Source organism: Nocardioides sp. NBC_00163 (assembly GCF_045206295.1).
In the GTDB taxonomy this organism is placed as follows: domain Bacteria; phylum Actinomycetota; class Actinomycetes; order Propionibacteriales; family Nocardioidaceae; genus Nocardioides.
Genome location: NZ_CP108155.1, coordinates 4,151,442 through 4,172,974, shown reverse-complemented (window position 1 = coordinate 4,172,974; position 21,533 = coordinate 4,151,442). Strand labels below are relative to the sequence as shown.

Sequence of the window (21,533 nt, the reverse complement as noted above, 5' to 3'; positions counted from 1 at the left end):
AAAGTTACGGCCGATTTCGCGGGTCATCCGGGCCCTGCGTACGCCTATGCACCCGCGATCCGACGTGGCTAGACTCCCCGCTTCGTCACGGCGAGTCACAGCAACCGGGGGGCTGCAGAGGCTGACTTCTACTCGTCGTGCCCTGTCATCGACAGTTATCAACACCATTGGAGAAGTCACTTGCGCTCCCCACTCTCGGTCCGCGGAGCCGCCCTTGCTGCGGCGACCGCGATGATCGGTCTTTCCGTGACCGCGGCCCCGGCGACTGCGGCGGAGAAGCCCCAGGCCAAGGCCTCGTCGGTCGCTCTGACCGTCAACGTGTCTGACAAGGTCAAGGTCGACACCGGTCGCTACACCGCCACCTACAACGGCAAGAAGACCGTCAACTCCGGCACCAACAAGCCGGCCCTCCCGATCCTCAAGGGCGACCAGCAGCTGCTCTCGGTCGGCGTCTTCGCCCAGGATGCGGCCGCCGCCCTCCAGAACGGCACCGCCTACTCCGGCGCCTGCTCGGCCCTGGCCGGCAAGGGCGCGACCCTGGTCGCCATCGGCGACGGCTCCAGCTGCGTCAAGCCGGGCGAGGCCGTCACCGTGAACCTCGCCGAGCTCAACCTCGAGAAGCTGGGCGCCACCACCGACTACGTGCTCAACGACCAGAGCAAGTCGGTCCACGTCAAGCTCGGCCCGGTCAACGACCTGGTCCAGACCGTCGTCTCCGGCGTGCTCACCAAGGTCGGCGGTCTCTCGGTCGGTGTCGACCTCGACGCCGCGGAGAGCACCTGCATGGCGCAGGGCTCCGACTTCAAGGGCAAGACCCAGCTCAAGAACGCCGCCGTCACCGTCAACGTCCCCGGCAAGGGCGACATCAAGGTCGCCGACCTGCCGACCAACCCGAAGAAGAACACGACGGTCGTCCCCGACCTCTCCCCGGTGACCGACGCCGTCCTCGGCCGCGTCGACACGCTGCTCCAGTCGGGCCTGAAGAGCAAGATCGCGCCGGGCGTCCTGGACGTCTCGATCCGCGTCGACCTGATCGAGCACATCAAGGAGCAGCTCGCCGTGCTGCTCAAGGGCCTCGAGACCGACCTGGTCAAGCTCACCCTGAACAAGCAGGACAAGACCGCCAAGTCGCTCGAGGTGTCCGCCCTGGACATCAACGTCCTCGACGCCGTGAAGAAGGTCGGCGCCCCGACCGCTGCCAAGGTCGCCATCGGCACCAGCACCTGCGGCACCAACGGCCTCACCTCCTCCGAGGAGAAGGCTGCGGCCAGCGGTGACAAGAAGAACGTCGACGTCGTCGTCTCCGGCGACAAGTCCGACCCGGACACGAGCGTCCAGGTGAAGCCGGACAACGCCCCGGCCAACGCCGAGCTCAACCTGCTCTCGTCCCCGGCCGCCAAGGGCGGGTTCGCCGCCGGCGCGCTCGTGCTGCTCGTCGCCGCTGCTGCCGCCACCCGGTGGTTCCTGCTGCGCCGCTCGCACGCCTGATCCGCTGATCAGGAATCCCTTGTAGGACCGTTGTAGAACCTGCAACACCCGCATCCCGGGCCAAGGCTCCAGCCTCGGCCCGGGATGCGCTCGTTTTGTCGGAAGATGGCAGTTTCTGGGCGGCGCGCCTGCGTGCCGTCTGCCGTGGGATCCGACAAAGTTGGGCCGCCCCCGATGCTCCCCAGAGCTCTTCCCCCATCTCTCTGGAGTCACCCCATGCTGCGCCCGTTGGCGACCCTGCTCGCCGTCGTACTCCTCTGCTCCGGCTGCGCCGAGGTCTCCCAGCCCGACACCGCCGTCCAAGCCGGATACGGCGCCGACAGCGGCGAGGAGGTCAGCCTTCCGCTGAACGAGGCCATCGCGAAGCTCCCCGTCGCCAAGGAGGTCACCTCCGGCTACGAGCGCGAGAAGTTCAACCACTGGGTCGACGCCGACGGCGACTGCCAGGACGCCCGTACCGAGGTGCTCCTCGAGGAGTCGAAGAAGAAGGCGCGCGGCAGGTGCGACGTCACCAGGGGCGCATGGCTCTCCACGTACGACGGGGTCACCGTCAAGCGCCCGGGCGGCCTCGACATCGACCACATGGTCGCGCTCAAGGAGGGCTGGGAGTCCGGCGCCAACGCGTGGACGGACGAGCAGCGGGAGGCGTACGCGAACGACCTCGGTGACCCGCGCGCCCTCATCGCGGTCACCGCCGCGACAAACCGCAGCAAGGGCGACCAGGACCCGGCCGACTGGATGCCCGACGCCACGAGCTACCACTGCACGTACGTCGCCGACTGGGTCGCCGTGAAGATCCGCTGGAGCCTCTTCGCCGACCGAGCGGAGAAGGCCGCGCTCGAGGACATCGCCGTCGGATGCGACAACCCCGAGATCACCGTGCGGCTGGCCCAGGCCGGTCCAGCCCCAGACGACCCGGACCAGAGCGACGCTCCCGAGGGCGGCTCGGGGGACGACCCCCGCTTCGACACCTGCGCCAAGGCGACCGCGAAGGGCTACGGGCCGTACCGGAAGGGCCGCGACGCCGAGTACGCCTGGTACCGCGACGGCGACAAGGACGGCACGGTCTGCGACAGCTGATCGACGCCAGGATTCCGCAGGTCAGAAGCGATACCCCAGCCCGTAACGTACGGGGTTCCTCCTCCGTTGAGTGTGACGAACGTCAAAGGGAGGGAAGTTCACGTGCGCACAACACTCATCGCGCGGGGAGCCGCGGTGGCGGCCGCGGCCGCCATGGTTGCCTTGTCAGCCGCACCTGCGAGCGCCGCCACGGTGTCGCAGGCGTCCGCCACCGCGCTGAGCCTCGAGCTCGCCGGCACCGGGGCCACCGACTCAGGCACCTATGCCGTCACCAACGACGGCTCGACCGAGTCGGCCGAAGGCACCAACGAGCCGATCATCACCGCGCTCGGCGGCCAGGACGCGATCCACGCCGGCACGCTGGCCCAGGACGCCGTGGCCAAGAGCAACGCCACCTCGGCGGCCTGCTCGGGTCTCGCCGGCGACGGCGCGACCCTGGTCGCGGCCGGATCCGGCGACTGCCTCAGCGGAGGCAACAACATCAAGCTCGACGCGGCCAGCCTCGACTTCAGCGAACTGCAGGTGATCCAGTCCGACCTGTTCCAGGGCATGGATGCCGAGGTCCAGAAAGCGCTGAAGCCGTTCCAGACCCAGATCACCGGCGCACTCGACCAGCTCCTCGCCCCCGTGGTCGACGGATTGGACGGCGCAGGTCTCTACGTGGACCTCGGCGCCGTACAGAGCCACTGCACTGCCAACGACGACACCGCGCGAGGCGACAGCACCATCGCCAGCTCGTCCGTCTACGTGGTCCTGCCCGGCGGCAAACGGGAGACCGTCGTCGAGCTGCCGGTCGACCCCGCAGTGAACCAGAAGGTCGTCACCGACCTCTCCGGCGTGGTCGACGTCGTCATCAAGGGCCTGCGCACCCAGCTGGCCAACGGCCTCGGCGGTGCGCTCCAGCCGATCGATCCCGTCGTCGTCGAGCTGCAGAAGCAGGTGCTCAACACGCTGCTGACCTCGATCGAGGGCCAGCTCGCGCCGTTGGAGGACAACCTCCTCGACATCACCCTGAACGCCCAGGAGACCTCTCCTGGCGCGATCACCGTGACCGCACTCGACGCGAAGATCCTGCCCGCGGCCGAGCCGTTCGTCGGTGGCCCGCTGACTCACCTGACCATCGGCACCAGCAGCTGTGGCCCGAACAGCCCGGCCCCGAAGACGGTCGTCAACAACCCGCCCAAGGCAGCCGACCCGCCGGCTTCGGTCCCGACCGTGGTGACCGCCGGCATGGAGAGCTACGACGACGGCAGCGCCGGACGCATCGCCCTCGTCACCCTGCTGCTCCTCGCGGCCGCGGGCGCCGGCGTGGCGACGTACGTCCGCATGTTGCGGCGTGGCTGACACCTCTGCTGACTCGCCGCCGCGGCTTGCCGCGGCGGCGGGCGGCCTCTGGACCGCGCTGGTCGTGCTCGCTGTCGCGATGGTGCTGGCCGGGATGTTGTGGCCCAGCGGCAGCGCCGCGGTGGAGGTGCCGCCCGGCGCCCCGCAGCGCCTCGAGCTGCCCGGGCTGAACACGAAGGCGAGGGTCGTCCCGATCCGCCTCGAGGGCGAGGTGCTCGACCCGCCGCGCAACCCGCGCGAGATCGGCTGGTGGGTCGGCAGCGCCAAGCCGGGCTCGGCGCAGGGTCAGACCGTCGTCACCGGCCACACCGTGCACACCGGTGGCGGCAGCCTCAACAAGCTCGACCACATCGAGAAGGGGCAGGAGGTCGACATCGTCACCAAGGACGGGACCTTCCAGCACCAGGTCGACTCCGTCGAGGTTCTCAGCCGCAAGGAGCTGGCCGAGCAGGCTCAGCGGCTCTTCGGGCAGGACCACGGCGACGGCCGGCTGGTGATCATCACCTGCACCGACTGGAACGGCTCGAGCTACGACAGCAACGTCGTCGTGCTGGCGCACCGGTTCAACGCGCTGCCCAAGGCTCAGAAGACGAGCTAGAGGTAGAGGCCCGTCGAGTCGTCGGCGATCCGCTCGGCCGCGACCGCATGCACGTCGCGCTCACGCATCAGGATGTAGACCTCTCCGGCGACCTCGACCTCCGGCTTGTCGTCGGCGTCGAAGAGCACCCGGTCACCGATCTCGACGGCTCGCGCGTGCGGGCCGACCGCGACCACCCGTGACCAGGTGAGCCGCCGGGCCGCGCCCATGGCGGCCGTCGCCGGGATGACGATGCCGCCCGAGGAACGACGCTCACCGGCGTCGGACCCGACCTCGACCAGCACCCGGTCGTGGAGCATCTTGATGGGGGTCTTGTCGGTCACGTCCGTGTTGCCTTGCCGGTGGGGAGTGGTCAGTTGGCCTTGGTGATCTTACGCAGCGTCGCCATGAGCACGACGGTGCCCACCACCCCGCCGACGGTCTTCGCGATGTTGCCCATCTTCGGCTCGCCGGAGACCGGGTCGACGTAGACCGCCTTGAAGGCCGCCACCTGGCGCTGCACGATCGTCTTCGGCCTGCCCCGATAGATCAGCTCGTCGATGGTGCCTGCGAGCCGCTCGCGGATCTCTTCGATCTCGGACTCGAGCGAGGAAGTCTGGTCCTTGGACATGCGCAGACCTTAGCAACCGGCGTACGTCCACTGCGTGCTCCACCGCTGCGGTTCGTCTGGGAATGTTCGCTAGGTTGGCTCCATGACGCGTCTCGAGCCGGGCGATGTGGCCCCCGACTTCACTCTTCCCGACGACACCGGTGCGGAGGTCTCGCTCAGCAGCCTCCGCGGCCGCAAGGTGATCGTCTACTTCTACCCCGCCGCGATGACCCCCGGCTGCACCAAGCAGGCCTGCGACTTCACCGACTCGATCGACTCGCTGAAGGCCGCCGGCTACGAGGTCATCGGCGTATCCAAGGACAAGCCCGCCAAGCTCGCGAAGTTCCGCGAGCGTGACGGGCTCACCATCACCCTGGCCTCCGACGAGGACCTCTCGGTGCACAAGGCGTACGACGCCTACGGCGAGAAGAAGCTCTACGGCAAGGTCGTCGAGGGCGTCATCCGCTCGACGTTCGTGGTCGACGAGGAGGGCAAGATCGAGGTCGCGCAGTACAACGTCAAGGCGACCGGTCACGTCGCCAAGCTCCGCCGCGACCTCGGCCTCGCCTCGTAGGTCTTACTGCTGGTCGTCGGGCTTCTTGAAGTCGGGCGGAGGAGGTACGTCCTCTCCCGGGATCTCCTTGGGCGGCTCGACGACCACGGGGCCGGTGTCTGCGCTCCACTTGGCACCGGTCTCCATCAGCCACTCGCCCGCCTGGGCGGCGACGTCGGTGGCGGCCGCGCCGACCTGGAGCAGACCCGACAGGGCCTGGTTGCGCGGCGTGTCCGCGTCAGGTGCGGACGCCATCTCGGCCCTCTTGGCCTCGATCTGAGCCTTGAACTCGCCAGCCTTCTCGACGGTCTTCTCGCCGCCGGTGACAAGGTGAGGTGCTGACTTCACCTTGGCGTCCGCAACAGCAGGCTTGGCGCCTTCGACGCCCTTGTGGACGCCATTCTGGACGCCATCGCGCCAGTTGGACGCGTTGTCCTTGAACGACATGACTTCATCCCTCTTCCTGGATGGGGTGTTGTTCTTCCATCCTTGAGGGTCAAGGGTCTGTTGTCCATCAGGATCGACCCTGGGACTCCCCGGGTCGGACCCGGACTCTGTGTGCCGAAGGCGGGACTTGAACCCGCACGCCCTGGAGCACAGGAACCTAAATCCTGCGTGTCTGCCAATTCCACCACTTCGGCCGAGCGGCGATCAGTCTAGAGACTGATCGCCGTTCGTGGTTAGCCGCCGGTCAGGCGACGTTGTACTTGTCGCCCTCGGCCTTCTCGGGCAGCGCCCAGAAGACGATCAGCGCGATCCAGCCGATGCACGGGAGGAGCCAGAGCAGCTGCCACCAGCCGGAGCGGCCGGTGTCGTGCAGACGTCGGGCGCCGACCGCGAGGGACGGGACCAGGATGGCGAGCGCGAAGATGCCGCCGATGATGGAACCGGCGGTCGAGTCGGCGCCGAGGAGCAGGTTGATCGCCATGTTGACGACCACAGCGGCACCCCAGGGCCACCAGAACTCGGACCGGCTGGCGCGGCCCTCGAAGGAGGCGTACTTCTTGAAGAAGCGCACGATGGCGTCGCGGGGCGACGCGCCGCGGAGCGGCTGGCTCAGCGTAACTTCGCCCACGGGGCCAGCACCGTACGGCTGCTGGGGCGGGGGCGGCGGGTAATCCGTCACTTCGGATTTCTCCTCGTTGAGATGGGTTGGATGTGCGAAACCTAGTCGGGACGGACTCCGGGGTAAAGCACCACTGCCCCTAGGGTTGAGCCATGACCACGCTGGTCCTTGCCTCCAAGTCCCCCGCCCGGCTGCAGACGCTGCGCAGCGCAGGTGTCGAACCTGTGGTGATCGTCTCCGGTGTCGACGAGAGCAAGCTCGATGGACTACCGCCGACAGAGCTGGCGCTCGGGCTCGCAGAGCTCAAGCGCGACGCCGTCGCCGGCCGTCCCGAGGTGCCCGAGGGGGCGCTCGTACTGGGCTGCGACAGCGTCCTCGAGCTGGACGGGAAGCCCCTGGGGAAGCCGCACGATCCGGAGGAGGCGACCCAGCGCTGGCGGGAGATGCGGGGGCGCAGCGGCGTACTCGTCTCCGGGCATGCGCTGGTCGACACCGCGACCGGTCAGCAGGTGTCACAGACCGCTGTCACGACGGTGCACTTCGCCGATGTGAGCGACGAGGAGATCGCTGCGTACGTCGCCACCGGTGAGCCGCTGCACGTCGCCGGTGCGTTCACGATCGACGGGCTCGGCGGGGCGTTCGTGACCGGGATCGAGGGCGACCACCACAACGTGGTCGGATTGAGCCTGCCGCTGCTACGCGACCTGCTCAGCCGGCTCGGTCACGCGTGGCCGGCTCTGTGGAACCGCTGACCGGCTCGCGGCGCTCCGGCCGCATCAGGATCGTCTTGTCGTCGGTGAAGCCGAGCGCAGCGGCCTCCTCCTCGACGCTGCCGTAGACCTGCGTGTAGCGGATCGGGCGGCCGAAGACGAACTTCCGGAAGAGGAAGAACCGGGCGATCTGGCCCAGCAGCACGCCGACCACGTTGGCCGAGACGTTGTCGGCGATCGCGCTGTCCCAGCCGATCACGCTGCGGGTGACGTACAGGCACGCCACCGGCAGCAGCATCGTGACCGCGTTGATCACGACGTAGGCCGTGAACCCGCCGTCGGCATGCTCGGAGACACGGTGACGGAACGTCCAACGACGGCTCAGGTCGTAGCTGATCAGCATGCCGACGGTGTTGGCGATGATGTAGGCCGGGATCGGCTGACCGTTCATCGGCCCGGCGCCCATGAAGAAGCCGTGGACCAGTCCGTTGAACAGCACGAAAGCGACTGCTGTCGCGATTCCGCCGACCATCATGAAGCGGACCGCCTCTCCGAAGAGGCGGGTGCGACGCAGCCGTCCTAGCAGCTGTCCCCCGAACACCATGTGGCCACAGTAAACGGTCAATGGTGAGATGGCTCTTGATTACTTCGCGGGTTTCGTTCAGCGTGCCGTAAGATTCGCGCCTACTCGACGGGGAGGCCGAGACCTCTGGCGAGCAGCATGCGCTGCACCTCGGAGGTGCCCTCGCCGATCTCCAGGATCTTCGCGTCGCGGTAGAACCGAGCCACCGGATACTCCTCCATGAATCCGTAGCCGCCGAAGACCTGGGTGGCGATGCGGGTCGCGGTGACGGCCGACTCGGTGGCGTACAGCTTGGCGGCGGCAGCCGCCTGCTTGAACTCCTTCATCGTCACGGCGCCCGAGTCGAGCCCGGACTTCATCGCCGCGGCCTCGTACGTCAGCAGGCGCGAGGCCCGGAGCATGACCTCGAGGTCGGCGATCTGGAAGGCGACGCCCTGCTTGCGGCCGATCGGGCCACCGAAGGTCTGCCGCTCCCCCGCGTACTCGAGCGCCATGTCGAGGCAGGCCTGGATGCAGCCGACGGCGAGCGCGGCGATCGCGACGCGGCCGTCGTCGAGGGTGGCCAGGAACTGGGCGTAGCCGCGGCCGCGCTCACCGAGGAGGTGGTCGGCCGGAACCCGGGCGCCGTCGAAGGAGAGCGGGTGGGTGTCGGAGGCGTGCCAGCCGAGCTTGTCGTACGCCTTCTCGGCGGTGAACCCGGGCGTGCCCGAGGGGATCATGATGGTGCTGATCTCGGGCTTGCCGTTGTCGCGGGTCCCGGTGCGGGCGGTGACGGTGACGACCGAGGTGATCGAGGAGCCGGAGTTGGTGATGAACTGCTTGGCGCCGTCGACGACCCACTCCTCGCCGTCGAGGACGGCCTTGGTGGCGGTCGCGCCGGCGTCGGAGCCGGCACCCGGCTCGGTCAGCCCGAACCCGGCCAGCTTCTTGCCCGCGACGAGGTCGGGGAGCCAGCGCTCCTTCTGCTCGTCGGTGCCGTAGGTGAGGATCGGGTTGATGCCCAGACCGACGGCGGCCTCGAGCGTGATCCCGATCGACTGGTCGACGCGGCCGAGCTCCTCGATCGCGACGCAGAGCGCGACGAGGTCACCCTCGCCCCCGCCGTACGCCTCGGGGGCGGTCAGGCCGAACAGGCCCAGCTCACCCATCTTGTGGACCACGTCGACGGGGAAGTGATGGTCGCGGTCCCACTGCGAGGCATGGGGCGCGATCTCCTTCTGGGCGAAGTCACGGACGACAGCACGCAACTCTTCGTGCTCGGGCTGGAGAAAGGAGGTCACGCGCCCCAGGTTAGCGCTTATTAACCTGGGGCGCGAGACCCGCATCACATCTGGGTCAGATCGGGCTCAGCGGAACGTGCCCGTCGAGACCGTCCCAGCGATCCTCCGCTGGAAGATCAGGTAGACGACCAGCACCGGAAGCACAGTCAGCACCACCCCGGCGAAGAGCGCACCGAAGTCGACGTTGTAACCCGCCTGGGAGGAGAACGACGCCATGCCCTGGGTGAGCACGTAGTTGTCCCGGTCGGTGTTGAGCGCCACCGGGAGCAGGAACTGGTTCCACAGCCCGAGGAAGTTGAAGATCGCCACCCCGGCCATCCCGGGTGCGGCCATCGGCAGCATGATCTGGAAGAACGTGCGCCACTCGCCCGCACCGTCCATCATCGCGGCCTCGTAGACGTCGTCGGGCAGCGTCTTGAAGAAGGCGTAGAGGAAGAAGACGGTGAACGGCAGCGCGTAGGCGACGTACGTCAGGGTCAGCCCGGGCAGCGTGTTGAGCAGTCCGATGCCCTGGAGCACGAAGAACAGCGGCACGATGACCAGGAAGACCGGGAAGGTCAGCCCAGCCAGCATCGAGTAGTAGATGACCCTGCGGCCGAAGAACTCGAACCGCGCCAGCACATAGGCGCACATCGCCCCCAGCAGCATCACCAGCACCAGAGCGGTGCCGACGACGATGACGGTGTTGAAGAAGTACGTCCCGATGCCGGCCTTGGTCCAGGCGCTGGCGTAGTTGTCGAAGTTCCATTCCGCGGGCAGGGAGAACGGCGAGGACAGGATCTCCTTCGACGTCTTGAACGAGGAGAGCACCACCCAGCAGAAGGGCACGATGACGATGACCGACCAGATGATCAGCATCGTGTGCGAGGTGCCCGCGACCAGTGCGTCGCCGGGCGTACGTCGCCCGCCTTCGGATCGGGTAGCGACAGGCTTGTCCAGAGTGACGGCGCTCATCAGCGTACGTCTCCCTTCTTGTCCCGTCCGCCAGCGAAGTGGAAGACGACGAAGACCAGGGCGGCGAAGAGCAGCGTGACCAGGGCGAGCACCACGCCCATCGAGGTGGCGTAGCCGAACTGGCTCTTCTTGAAGGCGGTGTTCATCAGGTGCTGGCTCATCGTCAGCGTGCTGTTGGCAGGGCCGCCGCCAGGGGCGAGCGCCGCCATGAAGACGTACGCATCGAGGGTGAGGATCCCCAGATAGATGTAGGCCGTCTGCACGTTGTCACGGATCGAGGGGAGCGTGATCGAGATGGCGGTGCGGAAGCGGCCGGCACCGTCGATGCGGGCCGCCTCGTAGATCTCCGCGGGTACGCCCTTGATGGCGGCCACGAAGAGCACGGTGTAGAAGCCGATGCTGGCCCAGATGATCACGAACATCGAAGCAGGCATCGCCGCACGCACCTCCCCGAGCCAGGCGTAGTCCTGGAACCCGTCGAGGCCGATGCCGGTGAGCACGCCGTTGAGCAGTCCGGCGGCCGGGTCGTAGACCTGAGCCCAGAGGAGACCGATGACGACGGCCGGGACGGCGTACGGGAAGAACGAGACGACCCGGTAGAAGCCGGACCCGTTCAAACCGCGGACCTGACCGGTGCTGGGACCGGCGGTGGTCACGACCACCGCGATCGCCAGCGCCGCGACCAGAGTCACGAACGGCACCACGATCGTGAGCAGTACGTTGTTGCGCAGCGCCTTGAGGAAGGTCTCGTCGTCGAGCAGCTTGGCGTAGTTGTCCAGGCCGACGAAGTTCATGACCGGAGAGAAGCCGGTCCAGTCGGTGAGCGAGTAGAAGAGGGCCTGCCCGATCGGGACCACGACGAAGATGACGAAGACCGCGACCGGTAGGCCGAGGAAGACCGTCATGAACAGTGCCCGGTCGAGGGTGAGCTTGCGGCGGCGCCGGCCGGGGGCGGCCCCCCAAGGATTCTCCTCGGAGGGGCCGCCGACCGTCTGGGCCATCGTGGTTGATGGGTCCGGCATGGTGTCAGGAAACCTTGAGCTTCTCGATCGATGAGTCGTCGGCAACCTTGTCGAAGATGCCCTGGACTGCGGTGGTCAGGCCCTTGACGTCGAGGTCACCGGAGAGGAACGAGTTCCACACGACGAGCTCGTCGGCGTTGGTGCCGTAGTAGTCGTAGAACTGGAAGTTGAAGGTGTTCTCACCAGCGGCGTCGAGCATCGCGCTCTGCGACTTCAGCGCCGCGGAGCCGAACCCGTCGGCGGGGATGGTGTCCTTGACGATGGTCGGCGCGAGCTTCGTCTTGGCGAAGTTGGTCGCGGCCTCCTTCGACAGCATGGCGCGGAGGATCTCCTTGCCGCCGGCCGGGTTCTTCGCCTTGCTCGGCACGATGAACGCCTCACCGGCCGCGGCACGAACTGCCTCGTACGGCAGCGACGGACTGTCGCTGAGGACGAACTCCGGGATGCCGGTCATCTCGAAGCCTTCCTTGGTGGCGTCCTTCATCTCGTTCTCGATCCAGCCACCGCTCGGGTAGAGGAGCGCCTGCTGGTCGTTGGACCACTTGGCCTGCGCGGCGGTGAACTGGGTGCCGGCACCGCCGGGGACGAACATGTCCTGGCTCACCATCTCGCCGAGCTTCTCCAGGATGCCCTGGATGACCGGGTGGGACCAGGCGCCCTTCTCGAGGTTCTCCAGCGCGAGGCGTACCTCGTCGCCGCCCTCCTTGGCCGCCGAGTCGATCACCAGGGTGCGGTAGTAGGTCGCCGCCTCCTTGCCCCAGACCCAGAGGTACTTCTTCTTGGCCTTGGCCTTGGCACCGAGGTCGAGCGCCTCGTCCCAGGTCTTCGGCGCGGTCCAGCCGTTCTCCTGGAAGAGCGAGTTGGAGTACCACACGCCGTAGAGGGTCATGACGTAGTTGATCGCCACGAACCGGTCGCTGTAGGTGCCGGGGTTCTTCACGTTCGGGTAGAGGGTCTCCTCGATCTTGACACCCTCGTAGCTCTCGGCCTCGAAGACGTCGTCGAGCTCCTCGAGCTGGGCGGCGATCGAGCTGAAGCCGATCAGGTCCGCACCCGAGTTGTCGATGAGGTCCGGGGGCGTTCCGCCGACGAAGCGCGGCTGCAGCTCCGTGGCGATCTTGGTGGTCGCGCTGACCTTGAGGTCGGCGTCCGCGAACTCCTTGGCGACCACACCTGCGGCGAACTCGACGTAGTCGTAGCCGTAGCCACCGTCGAAGATCACCGCGTCGACGGTGCCGTCCTCGGGCATACCGAACGGGTTGGACGCGGACTTGGTGCCACCGCCGGAGTTGTCGGAGTCGCTACCGGGCGCGCCACACGCGGCGAGCGCTCCAGAGAACGACACGAGCGCCGCGCCGGCGAGGGTGCCGCGCAGAAGAGTCCGGCGATCGAGCCGGTGAAGCTGCTGGGACATCGTGCTGCCTTCTTTCGGGTGGATTCCTCGTTACTTCTTCTTTTACGGGTGTTTCAGGCCATGCTTCCGATGCGTTCGCCGTAGCGAGCCTTCAACGCATCGTTGTGCTCATCGCCACCCGGGATGTTGGCGGAGAGGTAGAGGGGCGGGGTCTCGCCTGTCTCCTCGATCCTCGCGGCGGTGGCGAGGGTCAGGAGCTGGGCGATGTAGGCCGCCGTGATGGAGGAGACGGCACCGGCCATGACGCCGGAACCCTCAGGGGCGTCGGCGCCGGAGGCGCTAACGGGCACCGTGGCGTCGCCGAACGGAGCCAGGTTGTCGATCACCACGTCGGCGATCTCGGCCAGGCGCTTGCCGCTGGGGTGCTTGGGGGTGACCGCGTTGGTGTGCTCGAGGCTGGTCACCGCGATCACCGTGTGGCCCTCCTCCTTCGCGCGCAGCGCGATGCCGACGATGGAGCCGTTGACACCGGAGTTGGACGCGATCAGGAAGACGTCCTCGGGGTGGAACTCGTGGAGCTCCCAGAGCTCGTTGGCGATGTTGGTGTCACGTTCGAGGAGACCGCCCTCGAGGTCGCTCGCCGGCCGGTCACCTTTGAGGACCGTGTCGCGCAGAGCGATGGCGTGGGTGGGGATCAGACCACCGGCCCGCCCGGCGATCTCCATCGCGAACGCCTGCGAGTGGCCGGTGCCGAACGCCTGCAGCACACCGCCGTTGCGGATGCTGCCGACCATCGCCTCGACCGCCTCGTCGAGGCCACCGGATTGCGCCATCGACTGCAGCTCGGACAGGCGTGTGCGAACCTGCTCATCGAAGGCTCCGAACACGTCTCTGGTCAATTAGTCCACCCACCTAGCAAACTCCGGCCGCGACCGTATGTCGAGGCCTGCGCTCGAAAACTATTTGGAGAGAGTACGCCTGGCAATGGTTTTCTGTTACGAAACGGTGTCAATGAATGACAACTATCTGGGACTCGACGCGGGAGGCACCAGCACTCGCGCCGTCGTCGTCTCCTCCGACGGACATTGCGGGGGCATCGGAAAGGCCGGCAGCGGCAACCCGACCTCCGCCGGAATCGACGCTGCCACGACGGCGATCAGGGACGCGGTCACCCAGGCCGTGACCTCCGCAAATGCCGGTCGGCTCGCCGGCGCGGCCCTCGCGGTGGCAGGGGCGGGCGGCGCCGGCCACCGCGCCGCGATCGTCGCTGCTCTCTCCGACCTGGTGGCGGTCGAGCCGGTCTTCGACTTCGATGTGCTGGCTGCGTACTTCTCGGGGACGGCGGCGCCAGACGGCTATGTGCTGCTCTCTGGCACGGGGGCGTCGGCGGTGCGGGTCGAGGACGGACGGCTCGCCGGGATCTCGGACGGACTGGGCTGGCTGCTCGGGGACGTCGGCTCGGGCTTCTGGCTGGGCAGGGAGGTCGTACGTGCCGGGCTGGCGCCCTTGGACGGGCGCGGCGCAGCGACGCTGCTGACCGGGCTGCTGCTGGACCGACTCGGCATCACCCGGGACGAACGGCCACAAGGAGGACGGACCGGGACGCTCGTCGCGGCGACGGCGGCGCTCTACGCGATGCCGCCGCTCCGGCTGGCCGACTTCGCCTCGCTCGTCTTCACCGCGGCGGGTGCCGGCGACGAGGTCGCCGCGGGCATCCTCGACCAGGCGGCTGCGGGACTGAGGGAGACGCTGGCGGCGGTGCGTACGCCTGATGTCGAGGGACCGTTGGTCGCGGCCGGGAGCGTCCTGGCCCGGCAGCCCGAGTTCGCCGCCCGGGTCGCTCCCGGGGCTGTCGTCGCCACCGACGGCCTGGCCGGAGCGGCCGTGCTGGCTCTGCGGCATGCGGGCGTGCTCGTCGACGACGCCGTGTACCGCCGAGTAACCTCTTCGCTCGCTCAGCTCACCGAGGTGTGACAATCGTTACGACGGGCGGCCGGATTCTGGGCGAGATGGCCTCCCCTAGCATGTCCATGCATTCACGATGGAGGAGTTCTCGTTGAGCAAGCCACTGACAAAGGTCCTGATCGCCAACCGTGGTGAGATCGCTGTTCGAGTGATCCGTGCGTGCAAGGACGCCGGGATCGGCTCGGTCGCGATCTATGCGGACCCCGACCGTGACGCGCTGTTCGTGCGGCTGGCTGATGAGTCCTACTCGTTGGGTGGCGCGACCCCGGCGGAGTCGTACCTCTCCATCGAGAAGATCCTCGAGGTCGCCGCGAAGTCGGGGGCGGACTCGGTCCACCCCGGCTACGGGTTCCTGGCCGAGAACGCCGACTTCGCCACCGCGGTGATCGAGGCCGGGCTGACCTGGATCGGACCCTCGCCCGAGGCGATCGACGCACTCGGGGACAAGGCCAAGGCCAAGCAGATCGCGTTGAAGGCCGGTGCGCCGTTGGCGCCGGGTCTCAAGGACCCGGTCAAGGACGCCACCGAGATCGTCTCCTTCGCCCAGGAGTACGGCCTGCCGGTCGCGATCAAGGCCGTCTTCGGTGGCGGCGGCCGCGGCCTGAAGGTGGCCCGGACCCTGGAGGAGATCCCCGACCTCTACGAATCCGCCGTGCGTGAGGCCGTGGGTGCGTTCGGTCGGGGTGAGTGTCTGGTGGAGAAGTTCCTCGACAAGCCCCGCCACGTCGAGACCCAGTGCCTGGCCGACACCCACGGCAACGTCGTGGTCGTCTCCACCCGTGACTGCTCGCTGCAGCGCCGCCACCAGAAACTGGTCGAGGAAGCCCCCGCACCGTTCCTGTCCGAGGAGCAGAACAAACGCCTCTATGAGTCCTCCAAGGCCATCCTGCGTGAGGCCGGCTACGTCGGCGCCGGGACCTGTGAGTTCCTGGTCGCCGCCGATGGCACCATCTCCTTCCTCGAGGTCAACACCCGCCTCCAGGTCGAACACTGCGTCTCTGAGGAAGTCACCGGCATCGACCTGGTCCGGGAGATGTTCCGCATCGCCGCCGGCGAAGAGCTCGGCTATGACGACCCCGAGGTCCGCGGCCACTCCATCGAGTTCCGCATCAACGCCGAAGACGGCGGCAACAACTTCATGCCAGCCCCCGGCACCCTCACCCAATGGGCACCCCCGGCCGGGCCGGGTGTGCGTCTGGACGGGGGCTATGAGAAGGGCGAGACCATCCCCGGCGCCTTCGACTCGTTGATCGCCAAGCTGATCGTCTCCGGCCGCGACCGCACCCAGGCCCTCGAACGCTCACGGCGTGCGCTGGAGGAGTTCCAGGTCGACGGGATGCCGACCGTGATCCCGTTCCACCAGGCCGTGGTCACCGACCCCGCCTACACCGCTGAGAACGGGTCCTTCGAGGTCTACACCACCTGGATCGAGACCGACTTCGACAACCAGATCACCCCCTACACCGGCACCCACGGTGAACCCGCCGAGGACGGCGAGCGCCAGACCGTGGTCGTCGAGGTCGGCGGCAAACGCCTCTCGGTCACGCTGCCCGCCGGACTCGGCGGCCTCGCGGCCGGCGGCGGCACCGCGGCGAAGAAGCCCAAGCGGTCGGCGAAGAAGGCCGGCGCAGCCGCCTCCGGTGACTCGGTCACCTCCCCGATGCAGGGCACCATCGTCAAGATCGCCGTCGAAGAAGGCCAAGAAGTCACCGAAGGCGACGTCGTGGTCGTCATCGAGGCCATGAAGATGGAACAACCCCTCAAGGCCCACAAGACCGGCACCATCACCGGCCTCAACGCCACCGTCGGCGAGACCGTCGCCAACGGCGCCGTCATCGCCGAGATCAAGTAGCTGGTCGAGGGCTGGTTCCTTCATCAAGGTATGCAGCCGAAGGCGCACATCCCCAGCGGAGTTCCGCTGGGGATGTGTGCCTTTTCCTGCGCACCCTTCGACAGGCTCAGGACATCGCCTTGACGGAGGATCACAACCCGAGCTCGTCGGCCAGCGTGGCCAGGTGGAGCTCGAAAAGGGCGGCGGGGTCGCCGAAGCTGTCGGGGCCGAACTGGCCGAAGACCTCGAAGCTGACCCGACCGAAGAGGCTCGTCCAGACGAGTACGCCGCGGGTGAGGCAGGCGTCGGGCAGGTCGAGCCCGAGCTGGTCACGGATGCCCTGGAGGCCCGTTGCGAGAGCGGGTGAGATCTCCCCCGGCACCTCGGGCACGCTCAGCCGACCGGCCGCCATGGCGCCGGCGGCCAGTCGCAGCATCGCGGTCGGGACGCGGGTGCCGGGCACACTGGTCCGCTCGTCCGGCGCGGCGTAGCCGGGGACGGGCGACCCGAAGAGCAGAGCGTACGTCGCCGGCTCGGCGAGCGCCCAGGTCCTGACCGCGCGCCCGAGCGCCTGGAACTGGGCTCGGTAGTCGTCCGAGGGGGCCGAGGCGACGGCAGCGTCGGCGGCGTCGCCCAGCTCGTCGTACCCGGAGACGAGGAGCAGGGTCAGCAGCTCGTCGCGGTTCTTCACGTAGCGGTAGACCGCCGAGGAGACCACTCCGAGATCGCGGGCGACCGCGCGCAGCGAGAGCGCGGCGGCACCGTGGATCGCCAGGTGCTCGCGGCCGATCCGGACGATCTCGTCCATGGTCTGCGCCCGCGCCCGTTCGCGTGGGGTGCCGTCTCGTGAGGTGGCTGTCATGACGCCATCGTGACCCGACCCAGAGAGCGCTGTCAACAAAAGTGAGCACTGCTCTTGCTTTTGCCGAAGTCTCGCGTCAGACTCATTCCGAGAGCACTGCTCTCGAAACCTCACACTCAGGAGACAGCCATGAACAGCACCCACCTCGTCATCGGCGCCGGCCCCGTCGGCGCGACCATCGCCCAGCAGCTCGCCGCCCGCGGGGATCGCGTACGCCTCCTCACCCGCTCCGGCAGCGGCCCGGTGCACGCGAGCATCGAGCGGCTCCGCGGCGACGCAACGGATCTCGACACCGTCACCCAGGCGGCCGCCGGCGTGAGCGCCGTCCTCCACTGCATGCACGGCAGCGCCTACGCCGCCAACACCTGGCGCGCCGAGCTCCCGCGGGCAGAGAAGGTCGTGCTCGAGGCCGCCGGACGGGCCGGTGCCGTGGTCGTCTTCCCGGAGAGCCTCTACGCCTACGGCCACGTCACCGGGCCGATGACCGAGCAGACGCCGCGCAACGCCGACTTCGGCAAGCCCGCCGTGCGGGTCGAGCTGCTCCGTGCCCGCGACGCCTCGCCGACCCCGACGGTCAGCGTCGCGGCCTCGGACTTCTACGGTCCGCTGGTGCGCAACGCCCACGCCGGTGAGCGCATGGTGCCGACGGTCCTCGCCGGCCGAACCATGCGGGTCCTCGGCGACCCGGACGCACCGCACTCCTGGACGTACGTCCCCGACCTCGGTGCCGCGATGATCAAGGCCGCCGACGAGGAGAGCCTGTGGGACTCCTTCCTGCACGCGCCCACCGCGCCCGCCATCTCCCAGCGGGAACTCGTCCAGCTCTATGCCGACGTGGCCGGGGTCCCCGCACCTCGGGTCGGCCGCATCCCCACCTGGACGATGAAGGCGATCGGCACGGTGCACGCCGGCACCCTGGAGCTGGCCGAGATGGTCTACCAGTTCGACAAGCCGTTCGTGCTGGACTCCTCGGCCAGCGAGTCACTGCTCGGCCTGGCCCCCACCCCGCTCGAGACCGGGGCGAAGGCGACGGTGGACTGGTGGCGTACGCAGGCCTGAGCGCGGGAAGGCTGGGGCTACCGGGCGCTCCAGCCGCCGTCGATGGCCCACGAGGCGCCGGAGACCATCGAGGCGTCCGGGCCGGTGAGCCAGCCGACCAGGGAGCCGACCTCGTCCGGCTCGACCAGCCGCTTCACCGCCACGTCCTGCAGGAGCACCTGCTCGACGACCTCGGAGGCCAGGACACCGTGCACCGCGGCCTGGTCGGCGATCTGCTTCTCCACCAGCGGCGTACGCACATAGCCCGGGTTGATGCAGACGCTGGTCACCCCGTGCGGGCCGCCCTCGAGGGCAGTGACCTTCGAGAGTCCCTCCAGACCGTGCTTGGCCGAGACGTAGGCGCTCTTGAAGGGGGAGGCGACCAGGCCGTGCACGGAGGAGATGTTGATGATGCGGCCCCAGCGGTTGGCGTACATGTGCGGCAAGGCGGCCCTGACCAGCAGGAACGGAGCGACGAGCATGATCGAGTGGATCCTGCGGAAGTCGTCGGGGTCGAACTTCTCGATCGGGCTGACCCGCTGGATGCCGGCGTTGTTGACCAGGATGTCGACCTCCAGGGTGAGGTCGTCCAGCTCCTCGGTGGCGGTCAGGTCCACCACCCACACCTCGCCGCCGATCTCCTCGGCGAGGGCATGGGCGGCGTCGCCGGCCACGTCGGCGACGACGACCCTCGCGCCACGGGCGGCGAGCTCGCGTGCCACCGCCGCGCCGATCCCCGAGGCGCCGCCGGTGACCAGGGCGCGGCGGCCCCGCAGCGTACGTCCGGAATCGGCCGCCGCAGCCGGGGCCGTCGTCGCTGACGTCACGCCGGGCTCACCTCACGCTCGGTACGTTCGGCGTCAGCGCGGTCCAGGGCCCGCAGCGAGGCGCCCCGGGTCTCCTTGAGGGTGAGGACGACCAGGCCGGTGATGATGCCGGCCACGGCGAGGTAGATCGCGGTGTTGGTCCAGGTGCCGGTGTCCTTGAGCCAGGCGATGGCCAGCAGCGGCGCGAGCGAGCCGGCGAAGATCGAGGTGACCTGGTAGGAGATCGAGATGCCGGAGTAGCGCATCCGGGTCGGGAACATCTCGGCCATGATCGCGGGCTGCGTGGAGTACATCAGCGCGTGGATGGCCAGACCGGCGATCAGCGCCGCCACGATCGCAAAGTTGTTCTTGGTGTCGAGCATCGGGAACGCCCAGAAGCCCCAGGTCGCGCCGAGCACAGCACCCACGAGGTAGACCGGCTTGCGGCCCACGCCGTCGGCGATCCGGCCGACGGCGAGGATGAAGAAGAAGTGGCAGGCGTGCGCGACCGCGATCAGGCCGAGCAGCGCACCCTGGTCCATCTTCTGGTCCTCGACCAGGTAGACGATCGAGAAGGAGACCACCAGGTAGTACATGATGTTCTCCGCGAACCGCAGGCCCATGCCCTTGAGCACGCCCAGCGGGTAGCGGCGGAGCACCTCGAAGACGCCGTAACCGGCCGATGCGGACTCGGACTGCTCCGCCTTCGCCTCCTCGAAGATGGGCGAGTCGGTCACCGAGCGGCGGATGAAGTAGCCGACGACGACCACCACGGCCGAGAGCCAGAACGCGACCCGCCAGCCCCACGCCAGGAAGGCGGCGTCGGAGAGCGTGATGGTCATCAGGGTGAGCACCAGCGTGGCGAGCAGGTTGCCCACCGGCACCGCGGCCTGCGGCCAGGCGGCCCAGGTCGCCCGCCTGTCGTCGGGGGCGTGCTCGGCGACCAGCAGGACGGCGCCGCCCCACTCACCGCCCAGGGCGAGCCCCTGTACGAACCGCAGCACCACCAGCGCGATCGGCGCGGCGAGGCCGATCTGGTTGTACGTCGGCAGGCAGCCCATCAGCACGGTGGCGACACCGATCAGCATGATGGTCAGCTGCAGCGTGTACTTACGGCCGAGGCGGTCGCCGATGTGGCCGAAGACGACGCCGCCCAGCGGGCGGGCGACGAACCCGATGGCGTACGTCACGAAGGCGGCGATGATCGCGTCGTAGGCGTTGCCGGTGGCCGGCATGATCACCTTGGCGAAGACCAGCGCCGAGGCGGTGGCGTAGAGGAAGAAGTCGTACCACTCCACGACCGTGCCGGCCATGGAGGCCGCCACGGTCCTGCGGAGCAGGCTCTGCTCGTCGACTGGGGGGTCGTTGGGGGCGGCGGTGGCGCCCGGCTGTGTCGTGGACATGGCTCGGAGTGTGACAGCGATCATAATGTGCTTGCAACGCGCATGTTGGCACACGGTGTGAACGCAAATGCACATTCGTCGATAGGCTGGACCGATGGCCACCTCCCCCTCGACGCCGCCCTCCGCCGACCAGCTGCTGGTGCTGCTGGAGGTGGCGCGCAGCGGCCGCTTCACCACCGCGGCCCGCTCGCTGGGCCTGACGCACACGACGGTCAGCCGCAACATCTCCGCCCTCGAGCGCGCCCTCGGCGGCCGGGTCCTGGTGCGCGGCTCCGACGGCTGGGCGCTGACCGCTCTCGGTGAGCGCGCGGCGCGGGCCGCCGAGGGAGTCGCCGAGTCGCTGGCCCGGCTGGCTGCCGACGAGCCGGCCGACCCGGTGGCCGGCGTGGTCCGGATGTCGACGACCGACGGGTTCGCCGCGTACATCGCCTCGCCGGCGGTGGCGGTGCTGCGGCAGGACCATCCCGAGCTCTCGGTCGAGATCGTCACCGTGACCCGGCAGGCGGCCCAGCACCGCTCCGGCGTCGACATCGAGGTGGTGGTCGGCGAGCCGGCGGTGAACCGCGGCCGGGCGATGCACCTGGGCGAGTACGAGCTCGGCCTCTACGCCTCCCCCGGCTATCTGGAGCGCCACGGCGCTCCCGGCACGATCGAGGAGGCCGTACGCCACCGCCTGGTCTACTTCGTCGACTCGATGCTCCAGGTCGACGACCTCGACATCCCCCGGCGGCTGCTGCCCGGCATCCGCGACGCGGTCACCTCCACGAACGTGTTCGTGCACGTCGAGGCGACCCGGGCAGGCGCCGGTCTGGGCCTGCTGCCCTGCTTCATGGCCGACCGGCACCCCGACCTGGTCCGGATGCTCCACGAGGACATCCACCAGCGGCTGCCCTACTGGGCGGTCGTGCATCCCGAGTCCTGGCGTAGGCCGGCCGTGGCCGCCGTCGTGGGCGGTCTGCGGAAGCAGATGGACGAGCAGCGAGGTGCCCTGATCGGCCGATGACGCC

Annotated in this window: 23 protein-coding genes and 1 tRNA gene; 10 read left to right on the top strand and 14 right to left on the bottom strand. The window is 68.5% G+C overall.

From position 1 onward, the window contains the following. Nucleotides 1-180 precede the first annotated feature (180 nt). From OG801_RS19995 to OG801_RS19980, 4 genes are all read left to right on the top strand, one after another. Complete coding sequence (locus OG801_RS19995) at nucleotides 181-1,488, top strand: hypothetical protein (RefSeq protein WP_406030805.1); 1,308 nt, start codon at nucleotides 181-183, stop codon at nucleotides 1,486-1,488. Between the two features lie 216 nt (nucleotides 1,489-1,704). After that, complete coding sequence (locus OG801_RS19990) at nucleotides 1,705-2,568, top strand: DUF1524 domain-containing protein (RefSeq protein ID WP_406030803.1); 864 nt, start codon at nucleotides 1,705-1,707, stop codon at nucleotides 2,566-2,568. Nucleotides 2,569-2,670: 102 nt separating this feature from the next. Next, nucleotides 2,671-3,912, top strand: a complete 1,242-nt coding sequence (locus OG801_RS19985; RefSeq protein WP_406030801.1) for a hypothetical protein — start codon at nucleotides 2,671-2,673, stop codon at nucleotides 3,910-3,912. Continuing rightward, a complete protein-coding gene (locus OG801_RS19980; protein WP_355021103.1) occupies nucleotides 3,905-4,510 on the top strand; it encodes a class F sortase in 606 nt (201 codons plus the stop codon). The genes OG801_RS19985 and OG801_RS19980 overlap by 8 nt, the downstream gene beginning before the upstream one ends. Here OG801_RS19980 and OG801_RS19975 read toward each other — a convergent pair. Together OG801_RS19975 and OG801_RS19970 are read right to left on the bottom strand one after the other, a co-directional pair. Then, entirely contained in the window at nucleotides 4,507-4,809 is a 303-nt protein-coding gene (locus OG801_RS19975) for a co-chaperone GroES (protein WP_355021116.1), read from the bottom strand. The genes OG801_RS19980 and OG801_RS19975 overlap by 4 nt on opposite strands. A gap of 53 nt (nucleotides 4,810-4,862) precedes the next feature. Further along, nucleotides 4,863-5,120, bottom strand: coding sequence for a DUF3618 domain-containing protein (locus OG801_RS19970; protein WP_355021104.1), 258 nt, complete (start codon nucleotides 5,118-5,120; stop codon nucleotides 4,863-4,865). 82 nt (nucleotides 5,121-5,202) lie between these two features. Here OG801_RS19970 and bcp point away from each other — a divergent pair, with 82 nt between their 5' ends. Then, nucleotides 5,203-5,673, top strand: a complete 471-nt coding sequence (gene bcp, locus OG801_RS19965; RefSeq protein ID WP_292651693.1) for a thioredoxin-dependent thiol peroxidase — start codon at nucleotides 5,203-5,205, stop codon at nucleotides 5,671-5,673. Nucleotides 5,674-5,676: 3 nt separating this feature from the next. On the opposite strand, the gene OG801_RS19960 is transcribed toward bcp, so the two are convergent. From OG801_RS19960 to OG801_RS19950, 3 genes are all read right to left on the bottom strand, one after another. Beyond that, nucleotides 5,677-6,099 carry a hypothetical protein gene (locus OG801_RS19960; protein WP_355021105.1) on the bottom strand — a complete coding sequence of 141 codons (423 nt, stop codon included), beginning with the start codon at nucleotides 6,097-6,099 and terminating at the stop codon, nucleotides 5,677-5,679. A 112-nt stretch (nucleotides 6,100-6,211) separates the two neighbouring features. Beyond that, nucleotides 6,212-6,293, bottom strand: a tRNA-Leu gene (locus tag OG801_RS19955). A gap of 50 nt (nucleotides 6,294-6,343) precedes the next feature. After that, nucleotides 6,344-6,727, bottom strand: a complete 384-nt coding sequence (locus OG801_RS19950; RefSeq protein WP_355021106.1) for a DUF805 domain-containing protein — start codon at nucleotides 6,725-6,727, stop codon at nucleotides 6,344-6,346. 143 nt (nucleotides 6,728-6,870) lie between these two features. On the opposite strand from OG801_RS19950, the gene OG801_RS19945 reads away from it, so the two are divergent. Beyond that, on the top strand, nucleotides 6,871-7,470 hold the full coding sequence (locus OG801_RS19945; RefSeq protein ID WP_355021107.1) for a nucleoside triphosphate pyrophosphatase: 600 nt from the start codon (nucleotides 6,871-6,873) through the stop codon (nucleotides 7,468-7,470). Here OG801_RS19945 and OG801_RS19940 read toward each other — a convergent pair. The 6 genes from OG801_RS19940 to OG801_RS19915 all read right to left on the bottom strand — a co-directional run bounded on the left by OG801_RS19940 (nucleotide 7,427) and on the right by OG801_RS19915 (nucleotide 13,520). Beyond that, nucleotides 7,427-8,032 carry a GtrA family protein gene (locus tag OG801_RS19940; RefSeq protein ID WP_355021108.1) on the bottom strand — a complete coding sequence of 202 codons (606 nt, stop codon included), beginning with the start codon at nucleotides 8,030-8,032 and terminating at the stop codon, nucleotides 7,427-7,429. The genes OG801_RS19945 and OG801_RS19940 overlap by 44 nt on opposite strands. An 80-nt stretch (nucleotides 8,033-8,112) precedes the next feature. Further along, nucleotides 8,113-9,291 carry an acyl-CoA dehydrogenase family protein gene (locus OG801_RS19935; protein ID WP_355021109.1) on the bottom strand — a complete coding sequence of 393 codons (1,179 nt, stop codon included), beginning with the start codon at nucleotides 9,289-9,291 and terminating at the stop codon, nucleotides 8,113-8,115. 66 nt (nucleotides 9,292-9,357) lie between these two features. Further along, complete coding sequence (locus OG801_RS19930; RefSeq protein ID WP_406030797.1) at nucleotides 9,358-10,245, bottom strand: carbohydrate ABC transporter permease; 888 nt, start codon at nucleotides 10,243-10,245, stop codon at nucleotides 9,358-9,360. After that, the gene (locus tag OG801_RS19925; protein ID WP_355021111.1) at nucleotides 10,245-11,267 is read right to left on the bottom strand and encodes a sugar ABC transporter permease; all 1,023 of its coding nucleotides are present in this window, start codon (nucleotides 11,265-11,267) and stop codon (nucleotides 10,245-10,247) included. Before OG801_RS19925 ends, OG801_RS19930 begins: the two co-directional genes overlap by 1 nt. 4 nt (nucleotides 11,268-11,271) lie before the next feature. After that, a complete protein-coding gene (gene ngcE / locus OG801_RS19920) occupies nucleotides 11,272-12,681 on the bottom strand; it encodes an N-acetylglucosamine/diacetylchitobiose ABC transporter substrate-binding protein (protein WP_355021112.1) in 1,410 nt (469 codons plus the stop codon). Nucleotides 12,682-12,734: 53 nt separating this feature from the next. Continuing rightward, on the bottom strand, nucleotides 12,735-13,520 hold the full coding sequence (locus tag OG801_RS19915) for an SIS domain-containing protein (RefSeq protein WP_355021113.1): 786 nt from the start codon (nucleotides 13,518-13,520) through the stop codon (nucleotides 12,735-12,737). A gap of 112 nt (nucleotides 13,521-13,632) precedes the next feature. On the opposite strand from OG801_RS19915, the gene OG801_RS19910 reads away from it, so the two are divergent. Together OG801_RS19910 and OG801_RS19905 are read left to right on the top strand one after the other, a co-directional pair. Continuing rightward, a complete protein-coding gene (locus OG801_RS19910) occupies nucleotides 13,633-14,595 on the top strand; it encodes an N-acetylglucosamine kinase (RefSeq protein WP_406030794.1) in 963 nt (320 codons plus the stop codon). 94 nt (nucleotides 14,596-14,689) lie between these two features. Further along, nucleotides 14,690-16,438 (top strand): acetyl/propionyl/methylcrotonyl-CoA carboxylase subunit alpha, encoded by a 1,749-nt coding sequence (locus OG801_RS19905; RefSeq protein ID WP_406036289.1) that lies wholly within the window; start codon nucleotides 14,690-14,692, stop codon nucleotides 16,436-16,438. Nucleotides 16,439-16,568: 130 nt separating this feature from the next. Here OG801_RS19905 and OG801_RS19900 read toward each other — a convergent pair whose 3' ends face one another. Then, nucleotides 16,569-17,279 carry a TetR/AcrR family transcriptional regulator gene (locus OG801_RS19900; protein ID WP_406030792.1) on the bottom strand — a complete coding sequence of 237 codons (711 nt, stop codon included), beginning with the start codon at nucleotides 17,277-17,279 and terminating at the stop codon, nucleotides 16,569-16,571. A gap of 129 nt (nucleotides 17,280-17,408) precedes the next feature. Here OG801_RS19900 and OG801_RS19895 point away from each other — a divergent pair, with 129 nt between their 5' ends. Next, a complete protein-coding gene (locus tag OG801_RS19895; RefSeq protein WP_406030790.1) occupies nucleotides 17,409-18,338 on the top strand; it encodes an NAD-dependent epimerase/dehydratase family protein in 930 nt (309 codons plus the stop codon). Between the two features lie 17 nt (nucleotides 18,339-18,355). Here the strand turns inward: OG801_RS19895 and OG801_RS19890 are convergent, their stop codons facing one another. Together OG801_RS19890 and OG801_RS19885 are read right to left on the bottom strand one after the other, a co-directional pair. Further along, a complete protein-coding gene (locus OG801_RS19890) occupies nucleotides 18,356-19,144 on the bottom strand; it encodes a 3-hydroxybutyrate dehydrogenase (protein WP_406030788.1) in 789 nt (262 codons plus the stop codon). Further along, entirely contained in the window at nucleotides 19,141-20,526 is a 1,386-nt protein-coding gene (locus OG801_RS19885; RefSeq protein WP_406030786.1) for an MFS transporter, read from the bottom strand. The genes OG801_RS19890 and OG801_RS19885 overlap by 4 nt, the downstream gene beginning before the upstream one ends. 94 nt (nucleotides 20,527-20,620) lie before the next feature. Here OG801_RS19885 and OG801_RS19880 point away from each other — a divergent pair, with 94 nt between their 5' ends. Next, nucleotides 20,621-21,529 carry a LysR family transcriptional regulator gene (locus OG801_RS19880; protein ID WP_406030784.1) on the top strand — a complete coding sequence of 303 codons (909 nt, stop codon included), beginning with the start codon at nucleotides 20,621-20,623 and terminating at the stop codon, nucleotides 21,527-21,529. The last annotated feature ends 4 nt before the right edge of the window (nucleotides 21,530-21,533 follow it).